Source organism: Pseudomonas sp. F01002 (genome assembly GCF_004402115.1).
Lineage (GTDB): Bacteria > Pseudomonadota > Gammaproteobacteria > Pseudomonadales > Pseudomonadaceae > Aquipseudomonas > Aquipseudomonas frigoris.
The window spans coordinates 151,666-178,601 of the sequence record NZ_SOPU01000011.1 but is presented as its reverse complement, the minus strand read 5'-3'; the positions used below and the strand labels follow the sequence as shown (position 1 = coordinate 178,601).

Sequence of the window (26,936 nt, the reverse complement as noted above, 5' to 3'; positions counted from 1 at the left end):
CCGGGATCAATGTCGCCCGAGACTGGGCGTAAAGGAGGAGAAATAACTGACCAGCATCAACCGATGCAGGGTGTTTCAACGCTTTTTCGGTTTGTTCTTCGGCTTCTTCTTCGCTTTACCCAACGGCATGGCGTGCTCGAACGCCTGGCGCACTTCGTTCAGGCGCTTTTCATTAAGGTCATGAACCCGCTTGGCGCGTTCGGCGTTGAGGTCGATCAGCTTGTCGTCTTGGCTCATGGTGCTCAGTGCATCGCTTGGAATGAAATTCAGTTGCCGCATTTGCAGGCAAGGATGTGCCAATAATGCGGTCTGATGGCAGCGCTGACCAGCCGTGACCTCAAATCTGGATATCGACCCACAAACCCTGCCGTGGCTGATCTTCCATCAATGGCGCCACTGGTACAGTATTGTCGGCATTGAGCTCGTCACCGGGAATCGCCAGGTGCTCTTCGGGATCTTCATCCGCTTCGCGGCGGCGCCTTTGCTGTTCCTGCTTGCGGCGCTGTTCCTCGCGCAGCTGAAACGCCGCCTCTTCCGGATCGCGCTGTTGCAGGTCGATGGTGCTTTCGTTGGAGCTTTCCTGCACCGGCACCACGGGGGGAATATCCGGCCGCTGGCGAATCGGATCCTGCTGTGAGGTGATTGGCACGGCACTCAAGGGGAGCATCGGTGGAAGCATAATTATTAGTCTCCTGTCAGCAGTCTGTCGGCTGCGGGGATGCCGACTTGAGCCATCGGTCGCAAACTGTGACCCGTTTGGCACTTGTAGGAGCTACCGCAGGCTGCGATCTTTATCGGACAACATAGAACTCAAGCGTTCCCCAAGATCAAAAGATCGCAGCCTTCGGCAGCTTCTATGCCGTAAACCTTTTGGTCTGGAGGGCCGATTCCGTTAAGATAGCCCGCTTTTTCAAGGTGGGAGTCAGGCAGCATGGCGCAGCAGTATCAACCGGGGCAACGCTGGATCAGTGACAGCGAAGCCGAGCTGGGTTTAGGCACCGTTCTGGCACAGGACGGCCGCTTGTTGACCGTGCTCTACCCGGCCACTGGCGAGACTCGCCAGTACGCGCTACGGAATGCGCCCCTCACCCGCGTGCGGTTTTCGCCGGGTGACTCGATCACTCACTTCGAAGGCTGGAAACTGACCGTACAAGAAGTCGACGACGTCGACGGCCTGCTGGTTTACCACGGCCTCAACGGGCATAACGAAGTGGTTACCCTGCCGGAAACCCAACTGTCGAACTTCATTCAGTTCCGTCTGGCCAGCGATCGTTTGTTCGCCGGGCAGATCGACCCGCTGGCCTGGTTCTCCCTGCGATACAACACCCTGGAACACACCAGCCGCCAATTGCAGTCCGCGCTTTGGGGCCTCGGTGGCGTGCGTGCGCAACCGATAGCGCACCAGCTGCACATCGCCCGTGAAGTCGCCGACCGCATTGCGCCGCGGGTTTTGCTGGCAGACGAAGTGGGTCTGGGTAAAACCATCGAAGCCGGTCTGGTGATCCATCGCCAACTGCTCTCGGGCCGCGCCAACCGCGTGCTGATCCTGGTTCCGGAGAACCTGCAGCACCAGTGGCTGGTGGAGATGCGCCGTCGCTTCAACCTGCAAGTCGCACTGTTCGACGAAGAACGCTTCATCGAAAGCGATGCCGCCAACCCGTTCGAAGACACCCAGCTCGCGCTGGTTGCACTCGAGTGGCTGGTAGAAGACGAGAAGGCCCAGGACGCGCTGTTCGCCGCCGGTTGGGACATGATGGTCGTCGACGAAGCCCACCACCTGGTGTGGCACGAAGACAAGGCCAGCCCGGAATACTCGCTGGTTGAGCAACTGGCCGAAGTCATTCCCGGCGTTTTGCTGCTGACTGCAACCCCGGAACAACTGGGCCAGGACAGCCACTTTGCGCGTCTGCGCCTGCTTGACCCGAACCGTTTCCATGACCTGCACGCCTTCCGCGCCGAGAGCGAAAACTATCGCCCGGTGGCCGAAGCCGTCCAGGAGTTGCTGGACAAGGGGCGCCTGTCGCCTGAAGCGCACAAAACCATCCACGGGTTCCTCGGTAACGAAGGCGAAGCCTTGCTGACTGCGGTCAACGATGGCGACACCGAAGCCAGCGCCCGCCTGGTCCGCGAACTGCTCGACCGCCACGGCACCGGCCGCGTGCTGTTCCGCAACACCCGCGCCGCCGTGCAGGGTTTCCCGGAGCGCAAGCTGCATCCGTACCCGCTGCCATGCCCCGACGAATACCTCGAACTGCCGTTGGGCGATCACGCCGAGCTGTACCCGGAAGTCAGCTTCCAGGCCCAGCCGGACGCCAACGAAGAAGAACGCTGGTGGAAATTCGACCCGCGCGTCGAGTGGCTGATCGACACGCTGAAGATGCTCAAGCGCACCAAAGTGCTGGTGATCTGCGCCCACGCTGAAACCGCCATGGACCTGGAAGACGCCCTGCGCGTGCGTTCCGGCATTCCAGCCACGGTTTTCCACGAAGGCATGAACATCCTCGAGCGTGACCGCGCCGCCGCCTACTTCGCCGACGAAGAATTTGGCGCGCAAGTGCTGATCTGCTCGGAAATCGGCAGTGAAGGTCGTAACTTCCAGTTCTCGCACCACCTGGTGCTGTTCGATCTGCCCTCGCACCCGGACCTGCTCGAGCAGCGTATCGGTCGTCTGGACCGGATCGGCCAGAAGCACATCATCGAACTGCACGTGCCGTACCTGGAAACCAGCCCGCAAGAGCGTCTGTTCCAGTGGTACCACGAAGCGCTGAACGCGTTCCTCAACACCTGCCCAACCGGCAATGCCTTGCAGCATCAGTTCGGCCCGCGCCTGCTGCCGCTGCTGGAAAACGCCGATGACGGCGAGTGGCAAGCACTGATCGACGAAGCCCGCGCCGAGCGCGAGCGTCTGGAAGCCGAGCTGCACACCGGCCGCGACCGCTTGCTGGAACTCAACTCCGGCGGCGCTGGCGAAGGTGATGCGCTGGTCGAGGACATCCTCGAGCAAGACGATCAGTTCGCCCTGCCGATCTATATGGAAACCCTGTTCGACGCCTTCGGCATCGACAGCGAAGACCACTCGGAAAACGCGCTGATCCTCAAGCCGAGCGAAAAAATGCTCGACGCCAGCTTCCCGCTGGGCGACGACGAAGGCGTGACCATCACTTACGACCGCAACCAGGCGCTGTCTCGCGAAGACATGCAGTTCATCACCTGGGAACACCCGATGGTTCAGGGCGGCATGGATCTGGTCTTGTCCGGTTCCATGGGCAACACCGCCGTGGCGCTGATCAAGAACAAGGCGCTGAAACCTGGCACCGTGTTGCTGGAACTGCTCTACGTCAGTGAAGTGGTTGCCCCGCGCTCGCTGCAACTGGGCCGTTACCTGCCACCGGCCGCCCTGCGCTGCCTGCTCGATGCCAATGGCAACGACCTGTCGGCCCGTGTGTCGTTCGAAACTCTTAACGATCAGCTGGAAAGCGTGCCGCGTGCCAGCGCTAACAAGTTCATCCAGGCCCAGCGTGATCAACTGACGCCACGGATCAACGCCGGCGAAGAGAAGATCTTCCCGCGTCACGCCGAGCGCGTGGCTGAGGCGCAGCGTCGTCTGGCCGCCGACACCGACGAAGAACTGGCGCGCCTGACCGCGTTGCAAGCGGTCAACCCGACCGTGCGTGACAGCGAACTGGTTGCCTTGCGCAAACAACGCGAGCAAGGCCTGGCCATGCTCGACAAGGCTGCGCTGCGACTGGAAGCGATTCGGGTGTTGGTGGCGGGTTAAGTCCCCTGCTCTGCCCCGCTAAAACAAAGAAGGCCCGCAGTGATGCGGGCCTTTTTTTGTCTGCTTGATTGTTGCTGTGCTGCTGATGGCCTCTTCGCGAGCAAGCTAGCTCCCACATTCGACCGCATTTCTCCTGAATGAACTCGGTCAACTGTGGGAGCGGGCTTGCTCGCGAAGGCTATCATGCAGTCACCGCAGCCCCCACAGGCTCAACCACCGCCACCAACCCTTCCTTCATCCGCTTGGCATCACGCACAAAACACCGTGAAGCCAGGAACAGAAACACCATGGTGAAAAATAGCGCCACCGGGATCAAATACATCGCGTCATGCAAGCCGACAGCCTTGAACGCCTCGGTCATCTGTTCAGCACCGGCCGAGAGCATCGCCGTATGCGCAAAGTGGTCGGACAATGCGCCCACCACCACCGGCCCCAAACCGCCACCCAGCAAATACAATCCGGCAAAGAACAGCGCCATGGCCGTGGCCCGCAAGCGCGGCTCGACTACGTCCTGAATGGCGGTATAAACGCAGGTGTAGAAGTTGTAGGCAAACAACCAGCCCACACTGAACACCGCCACAAATACCCCGATCTCGATCCGCCCGGAATGCAGCGCCCAAGCGGTGCACAAGGTCGAGATGATCAAGCTGAACGCGGCAAACAGCAGTCGCCCATTGGCCACCCGCTGGTGAATCTTGTCAGCCACCCAACCGCCCAGTGTCAGGCCGAACAACCCGGTCACGCCGACGATCACCCCGGTCGCCACTGCCGCTTCCTGCAGCGGCATCAGGAAATAGCGCTGCAGCATCGGCACCAGAAACGAGTTGCAGGCATACGTGGCGAAGTTGAAGCACAGCCCCGCCATCACCAGCCACAGGAAAGTCGGCACCGCCAGCACCCGACGGATCGGCCGGTCTACGCGCTCCTGCGAGACTTGCACACTCTCTGCGGCGCCGCGTTTCGGTTCCTTGATAAAGAACATGAAGACCGCCAGGATCAGCCCCGGCACTGCCGCGATAAAGAACGGCGCGCGCCAGCTGTCGAACGCCTTGACCATCGCGCCGATGGTGAAGAACGCCAACAGCAACCCCAACGGCAGCCCCAGCATGAAGATACCCATCGCCCGCGCCCGACGGTGGGCCGGGAACAGGTCGCCGATCAGCGAGTTGGCGGCCGGTGCGTAACTGGCTTCACCGATGCCGATGCCCATGCGCACGATCAGGAAAGCCCAGAAACTCCCCACCAGTCCGTTGACCGCTGTCAGCCCGCTCCACGCCGCCAGGCCCCAGCCCATCAATTTACTGCGTGAACCGGTATCGGCCATCCGTCCGAGAGGCAGGCCGGCAATGGCATAAACGAGGGTGAATGCAGTACCGATGATCCCCAGCTGAAAGTCGCTGAGGTGCCATTCCATGCGTATCGGTTCGATGATGATGGCCGGAATGGTGCGATCGAAGAAGTTGAACAGGTTCGCCAGGAACAGCAGGAACAGAATGCGCCAGGCATTCGCCGCTTGGGTCGAGTTCTGCATGGGTCCGTCTCTTTTATTGTTATTGGGGCTTCACTGCCAACGCATCCGAGCCCGGAACCTGCAATCTAGTCAGGCCCGCCAGAGCTGTCTGTCATTATTTGTAAAGCTGATATCCGCCCATGGAGGATGTCGCAGCTGATACAACTTTTATTTCCAAACGCTCTAACGCTGATTCCAAAATGGTTAGGGCCGATGTGCCACTATCGTTTGCACTCTAAACATGCCTTCTATACTCCAAAGCATTCGCCAGCGTTCATGGCGCCAGCCAGGATGACAATGGGGCATGCTATGGAGTGGCTTGGTTTGCATTTCATTACCGAGCTGACGGCGAACGGCCAGGTAATACTCAACTGCACACATGACCCTTTTCTGGTACTGCTGGCGTATTTGGTCGCCTGTGTCGGCAGCTTTGCCACATTGGACATGGCCGAACGGGTCGGTCACGTGGAAAAACCCGCCTCGCAGCGGCTCTGGCGCTGGGTCGGCGCCGGTTGCCTGGCGGGCGGGATCTGGGCCATGCACTTCATTGGCATGCTAGCGTTTCAGGCTCCGATCGACATTCAATATGAATTGCCCATCACCCTTCTTTCTCTGTTGATCGCCCTGCTCGCCTCGTGGCTGGCCATGCATGCTCTCAGTCATCCCCGCCTGAGTTTTTGGCAATATCTCCAGGCTTCGATCTGCATTGGCCTGGGCATTGCCACCATGCATTACGTGGGCATGACCGCCATGCGTTCGAGTGCGATGGCCTATTACCAACCAGCGCTATTCGCCCTCTCCATTGTGATCGCCATCGGTGCCAGCCTTGCAGCCCTGCTGATATCAAGTCATCTGCGCGACGGCACCGGGCTGTTCCACCAACTGCTCAAATACAGCGCCAGTCTGGTGCTCGGGGCGGGCATCATCAGCATGCACTTCACCGGCATGGCCGCCTTCCATCTGGTGCTGCCCGCCGACAGCCTCCAGCCGCTGCCCGGCGTAAACAATCATCTGCAACTGGGTCTGACGGTGGCGATCATGACGCTGCTGATCATCGGCAGCAGCATCAGCGCAGCACTGGCCGACAAGAAGCTGCAAAACAAGGAGTGCGACTTGCAGCGGGTCAACGCCCTGCTCAGTCAACTGGACCAGGCGAGGATGTCATTACAACAGGTGGCGCATTACGACCCCCTGACCAACCTGATCAACCGCCGTGGCTTCAACCAGATTTTTGCCGAGAAACTAATCGAGAAAACCAACGAAGGCGGCATGCTGGCGGTGCTGTTCCTGGACATCGACCATTTCAAGCGAATCAACGACAGCCTCGGCCATGATGCCGGCGACGAATTGCTCAAAGTCCTGGCCAACCACATAAAGTGTTCGGTGCGCAGCCACGACGATGTGGTTGCGCGCTTCGGAGGCGACGAGTTTTGCATCCTCATCGGCCTGCATGATCGTGAGGAAGCGCGGCACATGGCCCAGCGCATCATGGCGAAAATGAAGGAGCCCATCGAGCTGTCCGGGCGGCGCATGGTCATGACCACCAGTATCGGCATCAGCTTGTTTCCGCAAGATGGCAAGACCTGTGAAGAGTTGCTGAAAAACGCTGACCTGGCGCTGTATCAGTCCAAGGACAGCGGACGCAATGGCCTGAATTTCTTCAGCGAAGACCTGAAAACCCGCGCAACGCTGGAACTGCAACTCGAAGAAGAACTGCGCCACGCCCTGCGCGAAAACACCGGGCTGATGCTCTATTACCAACCGATCTACGACCTGAAAACCGGCCAAGTCAGCAAGCTTGAAGCGCTGATCCGCTGGCAACATCCGGTTCACGGACTGCTGGCACCGGACCGGTTCATTGCCATCGCCGAGGCCAACGGCCTGATCGCCGAACTGGACCACTGGGTCCTGCGCAAAGCCTGTGAGGATCTGGGCGAGTTGTCGCGTCAGGGTTGCGAAGAACTCCACATCGCCGTGAACTGCTCGCCCCTGAACCTGGCGCGCGAAGAATTGGCCGATGAAATCGAACAGGCACTGCGGCGCGCCGGAGTGGCGCCGCAGCGGCTGGAACTGGAAGTGACCGAGAACGCCTTGATGGGCAACATCGCCAACACGGCGGTGTTGCTGCGCCAGATTCGCGCCCTCGGCGTTTCGCTGTCGATTGACGACTTCGGCACCGGTTATTCCTCTCTGGCCTACCTCAAGCGCCTACCACTCAATACGCTGAAGATCGACCGCTCGTTCATTCAGGACATTCCCAAGGCCACCCAGGACATGGAAATCGTTCAAGCGATCATCGTCATGGCCCACACGCTGCATTTGCAGGTGGTGACCGAAGGCGTCGAAACCCTTGAGCAATACGAGTTTCTGGAGCGTAACGGCTGCGACTTCGTGCAGGGCTACTTGCTCAGTCGTCCGGTACCGCTCGCGCAATTGCGTCCCGTGCTGAGCGAAATCAACCAGCGCAAGCACTCGCACACTGTCAGCCCTTTGAGTCTGGCTCGCGGTACAACTGCACTAGCGTCGACGGATCTTTTTCCAGGAATCCCTGGCTCCCATGCAGGCGCATCAATTGTGCGGCCAGTCCACTGATCGGCGTGGCCGAGCCTTGCTCACGGGAAAACTTCACCGCGGTATCGAGGTCCTTGAGCAACGTGCGCACATGCCATTTCACCGGTTCGAAACGGCTGTCGGCCATTTGCGGACCCAGGATCTGCAACGGCTTTGAATCGGCGAAGCCACCGGCCAGCGCCTCGGCGATCAGACGGGCGTCGACCCCGGAACGCTCGGCCAACGCCACCACTTCGGCGATCACCAGCGCGTTGCAGGCGACGATCATCTGATTACAAGCCTTGGTCACCTGCCCCGCTCCGACGGCGCCCATGTGGGTCACGCGCTGGCCGAGGCTCAACAGCACAGGCCTGACGCGCTCAAGATCCGCCGTTTCACCGCCCACCATGATCGCCAGGCTGCCGGCCTCGGCACCGACCACTCCGCCGGACACGGGTGCATCCAGCCAGCTCATGCCGGTTTGGCTGACCAGCGCTGTCGCCATTTCCCGCGTCGCGGTAGGTTCCAGGCTGGAAAAATCCACCAGCAGTTGACCGCTTTTCTCACCCTCCGCAACCCCGGCCGGGCCAAACACCACCTCGCGAACCACCGAGGTGTCCGCCAGGCACAGCATCACCACGTCAGCGTGCTGACACAGCTCAGCCGGCGTGGCGACCTGTCGTGCACCGGCCTCGACCAGCGGCGCGCACTTGGCTGGATTGCGGTTCCACACCGTCAGCGGATAACCCGCTGCCAGCAGTCGACGGCACATCGGCAAGCCCATCAGGCCGACCCCGGCAAACCCGAGTGAAGGTAACGCTGCCATCATTTGGCCTCCTTTTGATTAAAGATCATCGAATATTGGCCGATTCATCATGACTTAGGAAAGGATTCCCCCGAGCGATGCTCAGGCCAAGGCCCTGACGCTTGGGCCAAATACGCGCTGAAAAAAGACGCAAGATCCCATCCGTGATGGTTCGACGACATCGTGTCGCTCAACCAACCAGCCCAGGTACATGGCGCACAATGACTTCTAAAAACAATCCGGCCACTGCGATATCCGATCTGACGTTGAGCCCCGCGGCGAACAGCCCTGCACCGTCGAAGCCATTGACGCCATCGCGCCCGTTATCGACTCAGCAATACCTGTACTTCACCGAAACCAATACCGACCGCATCCTCGATAACCTCGACGGCCTGCGCGACATGGTGTTCCCGCGCCCACCGCATCTGGACGGTGACAGCGAACAGCACAGCGATCAGGAATTCCCGTCGGTGTGCCTGATCGGCCTGGGCCGCTGCGGCTCGAACATCGCGCTGGACGTCGCCGAGCTGGTGTACAACGCCCGCAAGTTCTACCTCAACGAATTCAACAACGAAGATCGCCTGTCGCCGGACAAGCGCTTCGCCGAAAAGGGCTACAGCCCGGCACAGTGGATTCGCAACAACCTGCGTCTGGGGCCGAACAAGGCCACCAAACCGGTGTTCCTGGTAGAACCGCTGGTCATGCTCGGCGACCTGGACAAAGACATCGCCGGCCGCATCCGTTTCTCGCGCAAAGGCGAAAAAAGCGGTTTCCTGCGCGACTACAGCAAAATGAAAATCATGGACTTGTCGGAAGTCCACGCCGGTGGCGCCGGTAACGCGCCGATCCTCGGTCAGTACCTGGCCAAGATCATCCTGAACAAGGACACCCAGCGTTTCTCCAGCCCTGACTGGAAGATGATTCACTCGTACCTGATCGACAGCTGCGGGATCAAGGCCAACCAGTCGCGCCTGTATTTCTCGATCTTCAGTGCCGGCGGCGGTACCGGTTCGGGCATGGCCTCGGAATTCGGCCTGGCCCAGCAGCACTCGTACATGAACAAGACGTTCGACACCAAGCCGATGGACGAGCACGACGGCAAGAGCGGTCATTCCTTCGTCTTCGAGCCGATCTTCACCAGCGGCATTTGCGTGTTGCCGAACATTTCCGATCACCGCAGCGAAATGTCCGAGGCGCTGCACATCAACGCCGGTCGCCTGCTGTGCAAATACCTGTCGGAAGAGTGGGACTTCTCTTACAACTTCGCCAACGAAGACAGCAGCGAAGCCAGTGTCATGGGCCGTATCCGCCCATGGAACGCCATGATGCTGATCTCCAACGACATCATGCGTTACGCCGAAGAAAGCGATGACGGCAACATCCAGAACATCGACGTCAATGCGATGGAAAAGCACGCTAACCAATACATCTCACAGCAGATCTTCAACATTCTGACGGCGCAAGCGGTCACCACCGACTACGACCAGAACTATTTCCGTCGCGCCGGCATCGACATTGGCGAAACCATTCGCCTCGACGCCAACGACCTGTTCATGAGCCTGGCAGGCCCCGTAGCGATTGCCTACGCCGAGTCCGTGGTGCCGGAAACCCCGCCGCCGAGCAGCGACAAATTCAAGGTGTTCGAGAAAGAGCCGCAGCGCCTGAACATCGACGATCTGTTCTTCCGCTCCATCGACTTGCCGCACTTCAACAAAGTGACCCAGGCGATCGAAGGCATCAGCCTGTTGCCGATCGAATCCAAGCGCTATCGCGCCTCGCTGGAGCAGTACAAGAATTCGGGGTATGACGCAGCCGCCTTGCACGACCTGCACTTCTTCAAGAACTGCTCGTCGGTGGTCTCGATTGTTTCGTTGCCGAAGGACTACAAGCTGTCCTACATGGACCTGAACCGGTTGAAGACCCACCTCAACAGCCTGTTCCCGAACACCACGCTCAAGCGTTATGCGCTGGTCATCGGCGCCTCGGCCAACCTGTCGTTGACCACCCTGATCGCCAAGAGCCCGTGCCTGTCGGACGATTTCCTGACGCTGATCGTGGCCTTCATCAAGCGTTGCTTCGCGAAAAACCCGTACCGCTTCGACGAGACTCTGGATAACTCGATCCTGGACTTCATCATTAATGAAGAGTTCGACGAAGACCGGATCGACGAGCTGCTGAATGAGTTCGAGAACCCGGCGAAGATCCTCGACACCAACTGGTACGCAATCAAACCGATGTACGAGAAGAAGTACCGCGAGTTGATCAATGACAAAGACAAGTTCGTCTCGATCAATGACATTCGCCTGTCCCGGGATTGCGTGAAGAAGGCGATCAAGTACTTGCGCGAGATTTATCGTCACCGGATTGGCAAGACCAAGGTTATTTCGCTGAATAACCATACTGGCAAGACGTTCTCGGTCTGACACAAAACCGCGTCGCGGCCATTCGCGAGCAAGTCGAATCGTCGCACCGCCGCTCCCACATTTTGACCGTATTTTTTCAGAAGGAATGCGATCAAATGTGGGAGCGGCGGTGCGACGATTCGACTTGCTCGCGAAAGCGGTCTACACATCCGACACCAATCCCAACATTCAGAAACAATTAAGCAGCCATCAGGCTGCTCGATAAACTGTTCCCGTTACGTTTACGTCACCCTCGCCAAGACCCTTCTGTGGCCTTTCTCTACGGCAACATGCCATCACGCTACTCGGCTACACACTTTTGCCCGAAAAAGCCGCGCACCAATAGAGTGCAAGCCTTCAGCTCGTCGCCCTTTCCTGGATCAGAATCCACGGCGAAACGACCACTGCCCACAGCTCCGGATCACGTTCGAAAAGATCCAGCGCCCGCGTTTCAGACAGCTTGGCGACCTTGTCGGCGGCCAGCCAGGCAGCCACTTTCTCGCCTTCGTCGGTCGCCACTGCCTGCGCTGCAGCAATCAAATCCAGACCGGGGTCGACCCACAATAGGGCACCCTTGGCGAAGAACGGCTCCAGCTCCTTCCAGGTAATAGATGCGGTTTCACCAAGCAGCTTGGCATAGAGGGTGCTAGGTTCTTGAGTCATGGGTCCTGTCCGGAAAAGAAATCGACGTCATCATAACGTTGGTGGTCTGGCAGAAAAACCCGGATGCAATTGAGTTACTGATTGAAAACAGCAGGAAAGCCAAGGATTGCTGATATTTCAGCTATAACCCCCGCCGCCATTCTGTCTTTTTCTTTCAAAAAAGCGACACCCTCAGGTTTTGCCCCTTGGCGCCAGCTTCCCAGGCTAACAATTGGCGCTCTACACTGTACCGGTACAGTTGCCGGGGGCATTTTCCGGAGGATATCGAAGATATCTGACCCGGTTCTGCTGCTACGGCGCCAGGACTATAAAAACTACAACAGTAAGAGTGGAGCACTATGACTAAGGCTACTAAGCAGATTTCCAAACTGTTTGCCGCTATGGTTCTGGCCGGGGTTGCCAGCCATTCGTTCGCAGCTGACACCATCAAGATCGGCATCGCCGGCCCTAAAACCGGCCCTGTAGCCCAATACGGCGACATGCAGTTCAGTGGCGCCAAAATGGCCATCGAACAGATCAACGCCAAAGGCGGCGTAGACGGCAAGAAACTCGAAGCCGTTGAATACGATGACGCCTGTGATCCAAAACAAGCGGTAGCGGTCGCGAACAAAGTCGTCAACGACGGCGTCAAGTTCGTGGTCGGTCACCTGTGCTCCAGCTCCACCCAACCGGCTTCGGACATCTACGAAGACGAAGGCGTGATCATGATCACCCCGGCGGCCACCAGCCCGGACATCACTTCCCGTGGTTACAAAATGGTGTTCCGCACCATCGGTCTGGACAGCGCCCAGGGCCCTGCCGCCGGTAACTACATTGCCGACTTCGTAAAACCGAAGATCGTTGCTGTTCTGCACGACAAACAGCAATACGGTGAAGGCATCGCCACCGCCGTGAAGAAAACCCTGGAAGGCAAAAACGTCAAGGTTGCCGTGTTCGAAGGCATCAACGCCGGCGACAAAGACTTCTCTTCGATGATCTCCAAGCTCAAGCAAGCCAACGTCGACTTCGTCTACTACGGCGGCTACCACCCGGAGCTGGGTCTGATCCTGCGTCAAGCACAGGAAAAAGGCCTGAAAGCCAAGTTCATGGGTCCGGAAGGCGTGGGTAACGACTCCATTTCGCAGATTGCCAAAGACGCTTCCGAAGGTCTGCTGGTAACCCTGCCGAAATCCTTCGACCAGGATCCGGCCAACATCGCCCTGGCTGATGCGTTCAAAGCCAAGAAAGAAGATCCGAGCGGTCCGTTCGTGTTCCCGGCCTACTCGGCTGTGACCGTGATTGCCGACGGCATCAAGGCTGCCAAGAGCGAAGACGCTGCCAAAGTGGCTGAAGCTATCCACGCCGGCACATTCAAAACCCCGACTGGCGACCTGAGCTTCGACGCCAAGGGCGACCTGAAAGACTTCAAATTTGTGGTTTACGAGTGGCACTTCGGCAAACCTAAAACTGAAGCCAAGCCTCAGTAAGGCGTTGCCTGACTGACTGCCAATAAAGCCCACGGCGTGCCGTGGGCTTTGTTTTACGAACGTATTGGGCCGCGCTGGCGTGATCCGCCAGTCTCCCCACCTGAAAATCTCAAAACCGTCATCAGCGGTTCGCTGGCAAACCTCGCGTTCGAAGTGGATGCAGATCCACGGGGCTCGAGCGGGAAAATGACTCCACCAGTGAAATGCGTATCAGGTTTTTAGGAGCGCTGTAATGCCTGACATCTATCACTTTTTCCAACAGCTGGTTAATGGTCTGACCATTGGCAGCACGTATGCCCTGATCGCCATCGGCTATACGATGGTTTACGGCATCATTGGAATGATCAACTTCGCCCACGGCGAGGTGTACATGATTGGTTCCTACGTGGCGTTCATCGCCATTGCGGGCCTGTCCATGATGGGACTCGACAGTGTTCCGCTGTTGATGACCGCCGCTTTTCTCGCGACCATCGTCGTGACCAGTGCCTACGGTTACAGCATCGAACGGATCGCCTACCGCCCTTTGCGCGGCAGCAACCGTCTGATCCCGCTGATTTCCGCCATCGGCATGTCGATCTTCCTGCAGAACACGGTTCTGCTGGCGCAAGACTCCAAGGACAAATCCATCCCCAACCTGATCCCCGGTAACTTCTCCATCGGGCCAGGTGGCGCACAAGAAGTGCTGATTTCCTACATGCAAATCGTGGTGTTCGTGGTGACCTTTGTCGCCATGCTCGGCCTGACGCTGTTCATCTCCCGCTCTCGCCTGGGTCGCGCCTGCCGCGCCTGTGCCGAAGACATCAAGATGGCCAACCTCTTGGGTATCAACACCAACAACATCATCGCCCTGACCTTCGTCATCGGTGCCGCACTGGCAGCCATCGCGGCTGTGTTGCTGAGCATGCAATACGGCGTGATCAACCCGAACGCCGGTTTCCTGGTCGGCCTCAAGGCCTTCACCGCAGCGGTACTGGGCGGCATCGGCAGCATCCCCGGAGCCATGCTCGGCGGGATCGTGCTTGGGGTGGCGGAAGCCTTTGGTGCCGATATCTTCGGCGACCAGTACAAGGACGTCGTGGCGTTCGGCTTATTGGTTCTGGTGTTGTTGTTCCGGCCAACCGGCCTGTTGGGCCGTCCGGAGGTTGAAAAAGTATGACTAGGAATCTTAAACAGGCGTTGTTCAGCGCCTTGCTGGTGTGGGCTGTTGCCTACCCGGTACTCGGTCTGAAACTGACCATTGTCGGCATCAACCTCGAAGTCCATGGCACCAGCACTACAACGCTGATCACCATCGCCGTGTGCTCGGTGCTGATGTTCCTGCGAGTGTTGTTCGATCAGCAGATCAGCTCGGCCTGGAAGTCCTCGCCCAACCTGCCGGTGATGCCGGCCAAGGCCAGTACTTTCCTGACCCTGCCGAGCACTCAGCGCTGGATCATCATCGCGTTGATCATCGGTGCGCTGGTCTGGCCGTTCTTCGGCTCCCGCGGTGCGGTGGATATCGCCACCCTGGTGCTGATCTACGTGATGCTCGGCCTCGGCCTGAACATCGTGGTCGGTCTGGCCGGTCTGCTCGACCTCGGTTACGTCGGCTTCTATGCCGTCGGCGCCTACAGCTATGCGCTGCTGTCGCACTACTACGGTCTGAGCTTCTGGATCTGCCTGCCTATCGCCGGGATGATGGCGGCCACCTTCGGCTTCCTGCTCGGTTTCCCGGTCCTGCGTCTGCGCGGTGACTATCTGGCGATCGTGACGCTGGGCTTCGGTGAAATCATCCGTCTGTTCCTGCGTAACCTGACCGGCCTCACGGGTGGTCCGAACGGCATCAGCAACATCGAGAAACCGACGTTCTTCGGCCTGACCTTCGAACGTAAAGCCGCTGAAGGCCTGCAGACGTTCCACGAGTACTTCGGCCTGGAATACAACTCGATCAACAAGGTGATCTTCCTTTACCTCGTTGCGCTGTTGCTGGCGCTGTTTGCCCTGTTCGTCATCAATCGCTTGCTGCGCATGCCGCTGGGCCGTGCCTGGGAAGCGCTGCGTGAAGACGAAATCGCCTGCCGTGCGTTGGGTCTCAATCCTACAGTCATCAAGCTCTCGGCCTTCACCCTCGGTGCGTGCTTCGCCGGTTTCGCCGGCAGCTTCTTCGCCGCGCGTCAGGGCCTGGTGACACCGGAGTCGTTCACCTTCATCGAGTCGGCGACCATCCTCGCCATCGTGGTGCTGGGTGGCATGGGCTCGCAACTGGGCGTCGTACTCGCTGCCACGGTGATGATCCTGTTGCCGGAAATGATGCGTGAGTTCAGTGAATACCGCATGTTGATGTTCGGCGCCTTGATGGTGCTGATGATGATCTGGCGTCCTCAAGGTCTGCTGCCTATGCAACGCCCCCACATGGAGCTGCGCAAATGAGCCGCGAGATCCTTAAAGTCGAAAATCTGAGCATGCGCTTCGGCGGCTTGCTGGCGGTCAACGGCGTAGCCCTGAGCGTGAAGGAAAAACAGGTCGTGGCACTGATCGGCCCCAACGGCGCCGGCAAGACCACCGTGTTCAACTGCCTGACCGGTTTCTACCAGCCGAGTGGCGGCAGCATCCTGCTGGACGGCGAGCCGATCCAGGGCCTGCCCGGCCACAAAATCGCCCTCAAAGGCGTGGTGCGCACCTTTCAGAACGTGCGGTTGTTCAAGGACATGACGGCGGTCGAGAACCTCTTGATCGCCCAGCACCGTCACCTGAACACCAACTTCCTGGCCGGTCTGTTCAAGACCCCGGCGTTCCGCAAGAGCGAGCGCGAGGCCATGGAATTCGCCGAGTTCTGGCTGGACAAGGTCAACCTCAAGGCCTTCGCCAACCGTCCGGCCGGCACCCTGGCCTACGGTCAGCAACGTCGTCTGGAAATCGCTCGCTGCATGATGACCCGCCCGCGGATCCTCATGCTCGACGAACCGGCCGCCGGCCTGAACCCGAAGGAAACCGAAGACCTCAAGGCGCTGATCAGCATGTTGCGTGAAGAGCACAACGTCACCGTGCTGCTGATCGAACACGACATGAAACTGGTCATGAGCATTTCCGACCACATCGTCGTGATCAACCAGGGCACGCCTCTGGCCAACGGCACGCCGGAACAGATCCGCGATAATCCCGAAGTGATCAAAGCCTACCTGGGGGAAGCGTAAATGCTGCAATTCGAAAACGTTTCCACCTTCTACGGCAAGATCCAGGCCCTGCACAGCGTCAACGTCGAAGTCCGCCAGGGCGAGATCGTGACCCTGATCGGCGCCAACGGTGCCGGCAAGTCGACCCTGCTGATGACGCTCTGCGGTTCGCCGCAAGCCCACAGCGGCAGCATCCGCTACATGGGTGAGGAATTGGTCGGTCAGAGCTCCTCGCAGATCATGCGCAAAAGCATCGCAGTCGTGCCGGAAGGCCGTCGGGTGTTTGCCCGTCTGACCGTGGAAGAAAACCTCGCCATGGGCGGGTTCTTCACCGACAAGGGCGATTATCAGGAACAGATGGACAAGGTTCTCGGACTTTTCCCACGCCTGAAAGAACGCTTCGCCCAACGCGGCGGCACCATGTCCGGCGGCGAACAGCAAATGCTCGCCATCGGCCGTGCGCTGATGAGCAAACCCAAACTGTTGCTGCTCGACGAACCTTCGTTGGGCCTGGCACCGATCATCATCCAGCAGATCTTCGACATCATCGAACAGCTGCGCAAAGATGGCGTGACGGTGTTTTTGGTGGAGCAGAACGCCAACCAGGCGCTGAAAATTGCTGACCGTGCGTACGTTCTGGAGAACGGCCGGGTGGTGATGACAGGCACCGGTGAAGCGCTGCTGACCGACCCGAAAGTGCGTGAAGCGTACTTGGGTGGTTGAGTCTTTGCGGTAAACAAAAAACGGCCTTCGGGCCGTTTTTTTATGTCTGTCACACACCTCATAACAATGAAGATCTCCCCGTAGGAGCTGCCGAAGGCTGCGATCTTTTGATCTTGATCTTCGGTGGTTCTGGTGAAAATCAAGATCAAAAGATCGCAGCCTTCGGCAGCTCCTACCAGGTTTTTTTAGTGTTTGGGAGAGCGTGTTTAATCAGTGTCCGTGTTACTTCCTGCAAGCTACAACGCCTTGCGTCGTTGCCTACAGCTACGCCAGAATCCGCCGGCTTGTGCGCCTGGGGACCGGCCTCTATCGTTTCCCTGCCACTGCCCATCAGTGGTCGGGTTTAGTCGCTCGGTTGTTTTGCACAGAAACGCATAAGCGCCAAAAAGTCAGGTATCCCTTTCCTGCACTTGATGGCGGCTGTGTGCAGGGCGCCTTCGGGCGCGCCGAGTTTCTGTGCTCATCGGTCGACTAACCTGCATACAGCTGCCACCCATTCGTTTAGTCGCGAACCGGGCGTAGCCCTTACAGCGAGCACAAACCTATGTTCAAGAACTCACCCAACCCCCCACACAATCCCAGCCCGATGTTTGTCGTCGCGCCCGGTATCGATGTGCAAACCCTGTTGGGCCATGCCTGCGAATCACTAGCGTCGGCAAGTGTGATGGCCAGCAATTTCGCCGCTTCCCTGGAAGGTTCGCACCGCAACATGCTGCTCGGTATCCAGCAAAGCATCATGCTGGGCGAACTGGCGGTGAATCGGGCGCTGGATCAAATCGACCCACAAGAATCCTGACAACGAAGATCCAATGTGGGAGCGAGCTTGCTCGCGATGACTATTTCACATTCAACAGTGATGTTGACTGACTCACCGCTATCGCGAGCAAGCTCGCTCCCACAGGGATCTATGTGGTGTGCTGGAGTCTATCCAGCGCCTCACCGCTGCGCTTGAACCATCCGATCAGGTAATCCGCCAGCACTTGGGTACGTTTCGGTAACCCTCCCTGATAGGGATGAACCAGATACATTGGCATGCGGCGGGTCTGATAGTCACGCAGGAGCCAGCGCAAACGTCCGTCAGCCAATTCCGATTGCAGCAGGTAGGACGGCAACCGCGCAATGCCGGCGCCGGCCAGTGCCGCTTTCTTCAGCAGGCTGTAATGGTTGCTGGCGAACGGTCCCGATACGCGAACCCGCAACAACTCGTGTTGCTGGTGATAGAGCCACTCTTCGCGGCCGCTGTAATGACTGTTGAGCAGACAGCGATGATCAGCGAGTGCTTGAGGCGTCAACGGTTCGCCGTATTGCTCAAGGTAAGCCGGGCTGGCGCAGGTCATTTCGTGCCAGGCTAATAGCGGCCGGGCCACCAGGCGCTCGTCATTGCCCACCTCGGAGCGAACCGCGAGATCAAACCTGTCGCGGGACAAATCACGGTAGCTGTTGCTCAGGTCTAGCTCGATCTGCACCTCGGGGTACTTGCCGGAAAACTCCAGCAACAAGCCATCGAAGAAGGTTTCCCCCAGCGATACCGGAACCGTCATACGCACCGGCCCGGCCATGTCGTCCTTCAGCCGCGCCAATGCCTGCCGCGCTCTCTCGACCTGGACCACAAGCGCTTGAGCCTGAGGCAACAGCGCCGCACCCGCAGCGGTCAGGCTCAAACGGCGAGTGGTGCGTTGCAGCAGCACCACTGAAAAACGCGATTCCAGTTGGCTGATGCGCTTGGATAGCTGCCCCTTGCTGCACCCCAATTGCTGCGCCGCCAAGGTAAAACTCCCCGCTTCGATCAACACCGCAAACGCTGCCAGATCATCCATTTCGCTCATGGATTGTTTCCATTTGAAAACCAAAGGTTGCCTATTAGCGCGCTTATCCATGAAAAAAACCACTCTAGACTTCAACCTCGTTTAACCACTTCGAGGAACAACACGATGAAAATTCTTTTGATAGGCGCAGGCGGCACCATTGGTTCGGCGGTCGACAAGGAGCTGTCCGAGCGTCACGAGATCATCCGCATCGGCCGCAACAGCGGTGATTTCCATGTGGATATCAGCGACAGCGCTTCGATTCGCAAGCTGTTCGAGCAAACCGGCAAGTTCGATGCACTGGTCTGCGCTGCCGGCAACGTGACCTTCGCACCCCTCGGTGAAATGACCGAAGAAAGCTTCGCCCTGGGCCTGAAAGACAAGCTGATGGGCCAGGTCAACCTGCTGCTGATCGGTCGCGAATTCGCCAATGACGGCGCCTCGTTCACCTTCACCACCGGCGTGCTCAGCCACGACCCGATTCGCAGCGGTGCCTCCGCAGCGCTGGTCAATGGCGCCCTCGACAGCTTTGTCCGTGCCGCAGCGATCGAACTGCCTCGCGGTCTGCGCGTCAATTCGGTGAGCCCTAACGTACTGGTCGAGGCCATGGGCAAATACGCGCCGTATTTCCGCGGCTACAAACCGGTTCCGGCAGCGGATGTGGCTCTGGCCTACGCCAAAAGTGTGGAAGGCCTGCAAACAGGTCAGACCTTCCACGTCGGCTAAACAGCCAGAATCAAAAGATCGCAGGCTTCGCCAGCTCCTACAAAAGGCTCGGCGTACGCCCCGTAGGAGCTGCCGCAGGCTGCGATCTTTTGATCTTGATTTCAGGAAAGCGAGGACATGCAGGGTTGTGATGAACGGTCAGGCTGAGTAACGTGGCGGCACTTGTCTGGAGACTCAAAGATGCGTGTTGCCCGTTCCTTAGTCCTTGTTGCCCTGCTTCCGTTGTTCGCCGCTTGCCAGTTGCTCGACGGCCCGCGTGAAAGTGCCTCCCACGTGGGCCAGACCCGCATGCAGGGCCAGTTGACGGCGGCGGACGGCAAGTTGCAGTTCCAACCCTGCAATGAACAACGCAGTTACGTGGTCAACGACACCGGCGGCACCAGTGTCCTGCAAGAGGCCGCAACCCTCGCCGACGCCCAGGGCAAGCTGTTCGCCGACGTGCGCGGGCGAATCGTCGACAGCCGCCTCGATCTTGCGCAGCTGTACCGCGTCGAGCGTTCAGGCACCGCATGCAACGATCCGAATTTCAAACTGCTGATTCTGCGCGCCGCCGGCCATGGGCCTGAGTGGAACGTGAAAGTCAGCGGCAAAGGCATGGTCATCGAACGCGCCGGTCAGCCGCCATTGGCCGTTCCCTACGTTGAAGAGCAACTGGGCGATGGCCGCTTCAACCTCAGCACCGAAGCCAATAACCAGCACATCGAATTGTGGGTTGCACCGCAACGTTGCGTCGACAGCACCACCGGCAGTGTCCAGCACATGAGCGCCGAACTGCGCGTCGACGGCCAGGTTCAGCGTGGTTGCGGGTATTTCGGCGGATCGCGTAACGACTGATCGTTTTAGCCTCACGGGAATCATTCTTTGAGGCTTATAATCGCGGGCTTCAACGCCTTGGCGCAGTTGTGCGCCCCGCGAACCGGATCCTGTCATGTTACGAATCACCGAACTCAAGCTGCCGATCGACCATCCCGAAGAAGACCTGCGCCCTGCCATCGTGCAGCGCCTGGGCATCACCAGTGATGACCTGCTCGATTTCACCTTGTTCAAGCGCAGCTACGATGCGCGCAAAAAGTCCTCCGAACTGTGCTTCATCTACACCATCGACCTCAACGTTCGCGATGAGGCGGCGGTGCTGCACACGTTCGCCGATGACCGTAACGTCAACGTGGCGCCGGATGTCAGCTACAAAGTGGTCGGCCAGGCGCCGACTGATCTTGAGCAACGTCCTGTCGTCGTGGGTTTCGGTCCGTGCGGGATTTTCGCCGGGCTGCTGCTCGCGCAAATGGGCTTCAAGCCGATCATCCTCGAGCGCGGCACCGAAGTGCGCCAGCGCACCAAGGACACCTGGGGCCTGTGGCGTAAAAGCGTGCTTAACCCGGAATCCAACGTGCAGTTCGGCGAAGGTGGCGCGGGGACGTTCTCTGACGGCAAGCTCTACAGCCAGATCAAGGACCCGAAATTCATCGGTCGCAAAGTCCTGCACGAGTTCGTCAAAGCGGGTGCGCCGGAAGAAATTCTCTACGTCAGCAAACCGCACATCGGTACGTTCCGTCTGACCGGTGTTGTGGAAAACATGCGTGAGCAGATTCGTGCGCTGGGTGGCGAAGTGCGCTTCCAGCAGCGGGTGACCGATGTGTTGATCGAGGATGGCCAACTGGTCGGCGTCGAGCTCAATGGCGGCGAGCAGATCCATTCGAAACACGTGATTCTGGCCCTCGGTCACAGCGCCCGGGACACCTTCCGTATGCTGCATGGCCGTGGCGTGTTCATGGAAGCCAAGCCGTTCTCGGTGGGTTTCCGCATCGAACACCCGCAGTCGCTGATCGACCGCGCACGCTTGGGCAAGTACGCCGGCCACCCGAAACTCGGGGCTGCCGACTACAAACTGGTGCACCACGCCAGCAACGGACGTTCGGTCTACAGCTTCTGCATGTGCCCGGGCGGCACCGTGGTGGCGGCGACGTCCGAGCCAGGCCGCGTGGTCACCAACGGCATGAGCCAATACTCGCGTAACGAACGCAACGCCAACTCCGGGATCGTCGTCGGGATCACCCCGGAAGTCGATTATCCGGGCGGCCCGCTGGCGGGTATCGAGCTGCAGGAACGCCTGGAATCCCACGCCTTTGTGCTGGGCGGCAGCAACTATGAAGCGCCGGCGCAACTGGTCGGCGACTTCATTGCCGGCAAGCCGTCCACCGAGTTGGGCAGCGTAGAACCGTCTTACAAACCGGGGGTTGCCTTGGGTGACTTGGCGCTGGCCTTGCCGGCGTTTGCCATCGAAGCCATTCGCGAAGCCTTGCCAGCGTTCGAGAAGCAGATACGCGGTTACTCGCTGCACGACGCGGTGTTGACCGGGATCGAGACACGTACGTCATCGCCGCTGCGGATTACCCGTGACGAGTCGATGCAAAGCCTGAACGTGAAAGGCTTGTTCCCGGCGGGTGAAGGCGCGGGTTATGCGGGCGGGATTCTGTCGGCGGGTGTCGATGGGATTCGGATTGCAGAAGCTGTGGCCCGCGACATCCTCGGCCTCGAAGCCTGATACGCAATCAATGAAACAAAGCAGAACCTGTGGGAGCGGGCTTGCTCGCGAAAGTGGTGGATCAGTCAACATCTTCGTTGAATGTTAAACCGTATTCGCGAGCAAGCCCGCTCCCACATTTGCTCTGCGGTGGATCAGATATTGGCGCGCAACACGCTGGCCGGCAGCGGCTCGCCGCGCTCGACACTCCCCGCCACGGCATCCATCAAACCACTCAACTCATACCCCTGGACCTTGAGCCAAGCCTGATCGTAATAGGTCGTGGCATAACGCTCGCCGCCATCACACAGAATCGCCACGATCGACCCCGACTCCCCCGCCGCCGCCATCTGCTGGGCAGCCATCAAGGCGCCGATCAGGTTGGTCCCGCTCGACCCGCCGACCCGACGTCCCAAACGCTGCGCCAGGTAATGCATGGCTGCTAGAGACAATGCGTCCGGCACCTTGACCATCGCATCGATCACTTTGGGCAGGAACGACGCTTCCACCCGAGGCCGGCCAATGCCTTCAATCCGCGAACCGCAATCCAGGCGCAGACTGGCGTCGCCGGTCTGGTAGTAATCGAAGAACACCGAGCGCTCGGCATCGGCGCAGAGCACGCGTGTGCAATGTTGGCGGTAACGCACGTAACGGCCCAGCGTCGCGGTGGTGCCGCCGGTGCCGGGGCTGGAGATCAGCCAGCTCGGCTCGGGGTGCAGTTCGAAGCGCATTTGCTGGAAGATCGACTCAGCGATGTTGTTGTTCGCCCGCCAATCGGTAGCGCGCTCAGCATAGGTGAACTGGTCGATGAAATGCCCATCGTGTTCGCGGGCCAGGCGCTCGGATTCGGCGTAGATCTGCGTCGGATCGTCGACCAAGTGACTCTTGCCGCCGTAGAAAGCGATCTGCGCGATCTTCTCTTTGGAGGTGGTCGCCGGCATCACCGCAATGAACGGCAAGCCCAGCAAGCTGGCGAAGTACGCCTCGGAAATCGCCGTCGAACCGCTGGACGCTTCAATCACCGGCGCACCGGGTTTGAGCCAGCCGTTACACAGCGCATACAGAAACAGCGAGCGCGCCAAACGGTGCTTCAGACTGCCGGTGGGATGACTGGACTCATCCTTGAAATACAACTCGATGCCCGGAAAACCCGGCAGCGGTAAGGGAATCAGGTGGGTGTCGGCGCTGCGCTGGAAGTCGGCTTCGATGATCCGGATGGCTTCGCGGGCCCACTGTCGATTGTCGCTCATGGTGTTTTTCTCGTTGAGTCGGCCTTGTTGCAAGGCTCAGATAACAAGCTTAGGAAAAAACCTACATCACGCACAGGTACAGCTGAGGTTCAATACGCCCGGCAACTGCTAGGCTCAGGTCCCTGCCGGTCGTTCACGTTGTAACGGTATATAACAAAAAAGAATATAACTTTTGTTTTAACAACTAACGGTACGGGTTAGTGTGTGCCACCTTTTGAATTCATCGATGGAGAGCGACCTTGCCTCTGCGTAGCACTTTCACGCGTTTCTTCCAGTTGGAAGCTGCCAGCGGACTGTTATTGATCGCCGCTGCTGCTCTGGCTTTGATCATCAACAATTCCCCGCTGTCGTGGCTTTACAGCAGTTTTCTGGACACTCCGGTAGTGGCGCAGGTCGGCGCGTTGCAAATCGCCAAACCGGCGCTGCTGTGGATCAACGACGGCCTGATGGCCCTGTTCTTCCTGCTGATCGGCTTGGAAGTGAAGCGCGAAGTCCTCGACGGCCAACTGTCGAAACCGTCGCAAATCGTCCTGCCCGGCGCGGCGGCGATTGGCGGCATGGTGGTGCCGGCGCTGAGCTACTGGTTTCTGAACCGCGATGACCCGGCAGCCCTGGGTGGCTGGGCCATCCCGATGGCCACCGACATCGCCTTCGCCCTCGGCGTACTGGCCCTGCTGGGTAAGCGGGTACCGGTGTCGCTGAAGCTTTTCCTGATGACTTTGGCAATTATTGACGACCTCGGCGCAATCATCGTCATTGCGATCTTCTACTCGGGTACGCTCTCGACCCTTTCGCTGTCTCTGGCCGCGACGTGCATCGTGGCGTTGATCGCGATGAACCGGCTCGGCGTGGTCAAGCTCGGGCCGTACATGATCATCGGTTTGATCCTCTGGGTCTGTGTGCTCAAGAGCGGTGTCCACGCGACACTGGCCGGTGTGACCCTGGCCTTCTGCATTCCCCTGCGCACAAAAAACGCCGAACCCTCGCCGTTGCTTACCCTGGAACACGCTCTGCATCCATGGGTGGCCTACGGCATCCTGCCGCTGTTCGCCTTCGCCAACGCCGGCCTGTCCCTGAGCGGTGTGACCGTCGAAAGCTTCACCCACCACGTGCCGATGGGCATCGCGGTTGGCCTGCTGCTGGGCAAGACCCTCGGCGTGTTCGGCCTGACCTGGCTGGCCGTGAAAATCGGCATCGCCGCCCTGCCCCAAGGCGCCAACTGGGGCCAGGTGCTGGGCGTGGCAATCCTCTGCGGGATCGGTTTCACCATGAGTCTGTTTGTCGGCTCCCTGGCGTTTGAGCCGGGTGTCAGTGAATACGCCGGGATGGATCGGATGGGGATTTTGACCGGTTCGATATTGGCGGCATTGATGGGTTATGCGGTGACGGCGGCAGCGAGTCGCAAGAGCACTGCGTTGCCATCCTGATAATCAGAGACAACTCTTAGAGTCATTGAAGACTCGTCCTACAGCCACGATCAGCCTCGTTCGTTAACGTCGCACAGCCCCTTTTTTGGGGGCTGTCGACGTACGAACGCAAGGAAGATCAGTGGCTGGCAATAAGGACATTCCCCGGGTTCAGAACCCACCGTCAGGCGACGGGCATCACGTCACTCACCGCTTCATGACGGCCACCGAACTGGCCGCGCGGGATACCAGACAAAACGCTTACGACGCCATGCTCGCGAGGCAAGACGCCTTCGAACGGAGTCGTGAAGTTGTCGCGAAAAAACACGAAGCCGTTCGCGCAGGATGCGTATTCGCCAAGTCCTGCAAGCTGCCGGACGCCATCATCGATTACTCGAATCCTTCGGGAATGGTGCCCACCGACAACCTCAAGGACTACGGAGAAGTCGCCTGGCTCGGTGCTCGTGAGGTAGACGACGCCGGGCTGCTGAATCTCGAAACCATCAGTGGCAGTACCGTCTCGCTCAGTATTGGCCGACTTGCACTCCGTAAACCGACTCTCGTCATTCCGGCCGCAGCACTCGGCGCTACTGGAGCTACCGTATTGGCCGGTCTGGCCGCAATTTTCTGGGTACCCGGCCTGGACGACAGCGCCCTCTACACCGAAGAACAATTACGCACCCTGGAACAGGCCCGCACCCGCGTTCGGCTGAGAGTCGAGCAACAGGCTGACGGCAGTCTCAAGGGATACGGTTTCTACACCGGCAAGAACCGCGATTGGGAAATGGTTGACGTCGCGCAGTTCAGTTTGCGCGGCAGCCAGCAGGTGGCGGATCTAGGGGATGGCGTTGAACTGATCTGGACACCGGCCGTGGATGGTTCCGACATCCTCGGTATTCCCGCGCTGGAAGCAGCTCCGCAAGCACCGCACATTTGGGTTTATCCGCCGACGAAAGCGGCGGATAGCATCATCGTGAATCCGGTTTACCCGCCTGAGTACAAGGATTTCATTCTTGTGTTTCCGGCGGGGTCGTTGGTGAAGCCGGTTTATATTGTGGTCAGTGTTTCTGACCATAAATACCATCCAGCACCGACAGGCTTAAGCGCGTTTCCTGACGCTACGAAAGCAAATCGTAAGACTGCGGTTAAAGGAGGCGGAAATCTTAGAAAACGCTGGAAAACCCCAAAAGGGACAATTTTTGAATGGGACTCACAGCACGGAACTGTCGAGATGTACGACAAACGTGGCCGTCATCTCGGTGAATATGATCCGATTACTGGCGAGCAGACAAAACTCGCAGACAACACTAGGAAAGTGGAACCATGATTTACCTCATCGAGGCATTTGATAAAAAAACCGAACTGCTCGTATTCGAAGAAGAATTACCGAATGGCTACGATGAAAAACTGAAAGCAATTATGGGATGGACGGTGGACCAACAGGGCTGGGAAGGATACAACCTCACGACGGAGCAGCTTGATGCCTTGGAAGAAATACTGGGGAAGAAAATATACGACCCGGCCTATCTTTTTCAACTGACCTGCAACGTTTAGAAATTGCAGCGCCTGCTTCTCATCCCAAACAAAAAACCCCGACCAGTCACCTGATCGGGGTTTTGCTTTATTACCCGTTCCCGCTTAATGCGAAACGCGGCTAGTCCCATTAACAGTAGCAATCCGCACCCGCTCGCCAACACGGAACACTTCATTCTCCTGAACCTGTTGCACGTAGGCGCGCATGCTGCCGTCGTCTTCGCGAACGGTGATTTCGACGCCTTGGGCGCGGGTCAGACCTTCTTCAGTGGCCGAGCCGATCAGGCCGCCAGCGACGGCGCCGATAACCGCAGCAACGATGCTGCCACGACCGCCACCGATAGCGCTGCCGCCAACACCGCCCACCGCCGCACCGGCAAGGCCGCCGATCGGGGTTTTGGTGCCTTCGATTTTGACCGGTCGCAGGGACTCGATAGTGCCCATACGAACGGTCTGCACGCGACGCGCTTCGTCACGGGAGTAGGAGTCACCGGTCAGACTGGATTGGCAACCAGTGAGCAACATCGCCATCGTGGAAAAAGAAGCAACCAGCAGAACAGACTTACGCATAGCATCAACTCCAAAGGACAGGTATTCATTAAACTCCGCAGCTTGACGCCTGTCACGGCCCTGCCCGGATAAAATT

At 58.8% G+C, this 26,936-nt stretch carries 23 protein-coding genes; 15 read left to right on the top strand and 8 right to left on the bottom strand.

Going from position 1 to position 26,936, the window contains the following annotated elements; translation table 11 throughout:
• Positions 1-75: 75 nt before the first annotated feature.
• Together E3W21_RS31125 and E3W21_RS06365 are read right to left on the bottom strand one after the other, a co-directional pair.
• Positions 76-237 carry a hypothetical protein gene (locus tag E3W21_RS31125; protein ID WP_095128014.1) on the bottom strand — a complete coding sequence of 54 codons (162 nt, stop codon included), beginning with the start codon at positions 235-237 and terminating at the stop codon, positions 76-78.
• Between the two features lie 100 nt (positions 238-337).
• Positions 338-679: an aspartate-semialdehyde dehydrogenase gene (locus E3W21_RS06365; RefSeq protein WP_095128015.1), complete on the bottom strand. Its 342-nt coding sequence runs from the start codon at positions 677-679 to the stop codon at positions 338-340.
• 252 nt (positions 680-931) lie between these two features.
• Between E3W21_RS06365 and rapA the strand changes: the two genes are divergently transcribed.
• Entirely contained in the window at positions 932-3,778 is a 2,847-nt protein-coding gene (rapA, locus tag E3W21_RS06360) for an RNA polymerase-associated protein RapA (protein ID WP_134418816.1), read from the top strand.
• Between the two features lie 181 nt (positions 3,779-3,959).
• On the opposite strand, the gene E3W21_RS06350 is transcribed toward rapA, so the two are convergent.
• A complete protein-coding gene (locus E3W21_RS06350; RefSeq protein WP_129441804.1) occupies positions 3,960-5,309 on the bottom strand; it encodes an MFS transporter in 1,350 nt (449 codons plus the stop codon).
• 288 nt (positions 5,310-5,597) lie between these two features.
• On the opposite strand from E3W21_RS06350, the gene E3W21_RS06345 reads away from it, so the two are divergent.
• Positions 5,598-7,880: a bifunctional diguanylate cyclase/phosphodiesterase gene (locus tag E3W21_RS06345; protein ID WP_134418814.1), complete on the top strand. Its 2,283-nt coding sequence runs from the start codon at positions 5,598-5,600 to the stop codon at positions 7,878-7,880.
• Here the strand turns inward: E3W21_RS06345 and E3W21_RS06340 are convergent.
• Entirely contained in the window at positions 7,771-8,667 is an 897-nt protein-coding gene (locus tag E3W21_RS06340) for an NAD(P)-dependent oxidoreductase (protein ID WP_134418813.1), read from the bottom strand. The genes E3W21_RS06345 and E3W21_RS06340 overlap by 110 nt on opposite strands.
• Before the next feature lie 197 nt (positions 8,668-8,864).
• On the opposite strand from E3W21_RS06340, the gene E3W21_RS06335 reads away from it, so the two are divergent.
• Positions 8,865-11,066: a hypothetical protein gene (locus tag E3W21_RS06335; RefSeq protein ID WP_134418812.1), complete on the top strand. Its 2,202-nt coding sequence runs from the start codon at positions 8,865-8,867 to the stop codon at positions 11,064-11,066.
• A gap of 336 nt (positions 11,067-11,402) precedes the next feature.
• Here E3W21_RS06335 and E3W21_RS06330 read toward each other — a convergent pair whose 3' ends face one another.
• Positions 11,403-11,708, bottom strand: a complete 306-nt coding sequence (locus E3W21_RS06330; protein ID WP_129441798.1) for a DUF2288 domain-containing protein — start codon at positions 11,706-11,708, stop codon at positions 11,403-11,405.
• A 338-nt stretch (positions 11,709-12,046) separates the two neighbouring features.
• On the opposite strand from E3W21_RS06330, the gene E3W21_RS06325 reads away from it, so the two are divergent.
• The 6 genes from E3W21_RS06325 to E3W21_RS06295 all read left to right on the top strand — a co-directional run bounded on the left by E3W21_RS06325 (position 12,047) and on the right by E3W21_RS06295 (position 17,845).
• On the top strand, positions 12,047-13,174 hold the full coding sequence (locus tag E3W21_RS06325; RefSeq protein WP_056739311.1) for a branched-chain amino acid ABC transporter substrate-binding protein: 1,128 nt from the start codon (positions 12,047-12,049) through the stop codon (positions 13,172-13,174).
• 232 nt (positions 13,175-13,406) lie between these two features.
• Entirely contained in the window at positions 13,407-14,330 is a 924-nt protein-coding gene (livH, locus tag E3W21_RS06320) for a high-affinity branched-chain amino acid ABC transporter permease LivH (protein WP_046046220.1), read from the top strand.
• A complete protein-coding gene (locus E3W21_RS06315; RefSeq protein WP_134418811.1) occupies positions 14,327-15,583 on the top strand; it encodes a high-affinity branched-chain amino acid ABC transporter permease LivM in 1,257 nt (418 codons plus the stop codon). The genes livH and E3W21_RS06315 overlap by 4 nt, the downstream gene beginning before the upstream one ends.
• Positions 15,580-16,347, top strand: a complete 768-nt coding sequence (gene livG, locus E3W21_RS06310; protein ID WP_129441792.1) for a high-affinity branched-chain amino acid ABC transporter ATP-binding protein LivG — start codon at positions 15,580-15,582, stop codon at positions 16,345-16,347. Before E3W21_RS06315 ends, livG begins: the two co-directional genes overlap by 4 nt.
• The gene (locus E3W21_RS06305; RefSeq protein ID WP_008147292.1) at positions 16,348-17,049 is read left to right on the top strand and encodes an ABC transporter ATP-binding protein; all 702 of its coding nucleotides are present in this window, start codon (positions 16,348-16,350) and stop codon (positions 17,047-17,049) included.
• 544 nt (positions 17,050-17,593) lie between these two features.
• The gene (locus E3W21_RS06295) at positions 17,594-17,845 is read left to right on the top strand and encodes a DUF6124 family protein (RefSeq protein ID WP_134418809.1); all 252 of its coding nucleotides are present in this window, start codon (positions 17,594-17,596) and stop codon (positions 17,843-17,845) included.
• A gap of 109 nt (positions 17,846-17,954) precedes the next feature.
• Here E3W21_RS06295 and E3W21_RS06290 read toward each other — a convergent pair whose 3' ends face one another.
• Positions 17,955-18,875, bottom strand: a complete 921-nt coding sequence (locus tag E3W21_RS06290) for a LysR family transcriptional regulator (RefSeq protein WP_134418808.1) — start codon at positions 18,873-18,875, stop codon at positions 17,955-17,957.
• A gap of 105 nt (positions 18,876-18,980) precedes the next feature.
• Between E3W21_RS06290 and E3W21_RS06285 the strand changes: the two genes are divergently transcribed.
• The 3 genes from E3W21_RS06285 to E3W21_RS06275 all read left to right on the top strand — a co-directional run bounded on the left by E3W21_RS06285 (position 18,981) and on the right by E3W21_RS06275 (position 22,122).
• On the top strand, positions 18,981-19,580 hold the full coding sequence (locus tag E3W21_RS06285) for a short chain dehydrogenase (RefSeq protein WP_129441786.1): 600 nt from the start codon (positions 18,981-18,983) through the stop codon (positions 19,578-19,580).
• 180 nt (positions 19,581-19,760) lie between these two features.
• Positions 19,761-20,414: a COG3650 family protein gene (locus E3W21_RS06280; RefSeq protein ID WP_129441784.1), complete on the top strand. Its 654-nt coding sequence runs from the start codon at positions 19,761-19,763 to the stop codon at positions 20,412-20,414.
• A gap of 94 nt (positions 20,415-20,508) precedes the next feature.
• A complete protein-coding gene (locus E3W21_RS06275; protein WP_134418807.1) occupies positions 20,509-22,122 on the top strand; it encodes an NAD(P)/FAD-dependent oxidoreductase in 1,614 nt (537 codons plus the stop codon).
• Between the two features lie 134 nt (positions 22,123-22,256).
• Here the strand turns inward: E3W21_RS06275 and E3W21_RS06270 are convergent, their stop codons facing one another.
• On the bottom strand, positions 22,257-23,351 hold the full coding sequence (locus E3W21_RS06270) for a PLP-dependent cysteine synthase family protein (RefSeq protein ID WP_129441782.1): 1,095 nt from the start codon (positions 23,349-23,351) through the stop codon (positions 22,257-22,259).
• 239 nt (positions 23,352-23,590) lie between these two features.
• Here E3W21_RS06270 and nhaA point away from each other — a divergent pair, with 239 nt between their 5' ends.
• The 3 genes from nhaA (at position 23,591) to E3W21_RS06255 (ending at position 26,311) form a co-directional block, all read left to right on the top strand.
• On the top strand, positions 23,591-24,778 hold the full coding sequence (gene nhaA, locus E3W21_RS06265) for a Na+/H+ antiporter NhaA (RefSeq protein WP_134418806.1): 1,188 nt from the start codon (positions 23,591-23,593) through the stop codon (positions 24,776-24,778).
• 121 nt (positions 24,779-24,899) lie between these two features.
• Complete coding sequence (locus E3W21_RS06260; protein ID WP_134418805.1) at positions 24,900-26,084, top strand: colicin E3/pyocin S6 family cytotoxin; 1,185 nt, start codon at positions 24,900-24,902, stop codon at positions 26,082-26,084.
• Positions 26,081-26,311 carry a hypothetical protein gene (locus E3W21_RS06255; protein ID WP_134418804.1) on the top strand — a complete coding sequence of 77 codons (231 nt, stop codon included), beginning with the start codon at positions 26,081-26,083 and terminating at the stop codon, positions 26,309-26,311. Before E3W21_RS06260 ends, E3W21_RS06255 begins: the two co-directional genes overlap by 4 nt.
• 84 nt (positions 26,312-26,395) lie before the next feature.
• Here the strand turns inward: E3W21_RS06255 and E3W21_RS06250 are convergent, their stop codons facing one another.
• Entirely contained in the window at positions 26,396-26,860 is a 465-nt protein-coding gene (locus E3W21_RS06250; RefSeq protein WP_134418803.1) for a glycine zipper 2TM domain-containing protein, read from the bottom strand.
• Between the last annotated feature and the right edge of the window lie 76 nt (positions 26,861-26,936).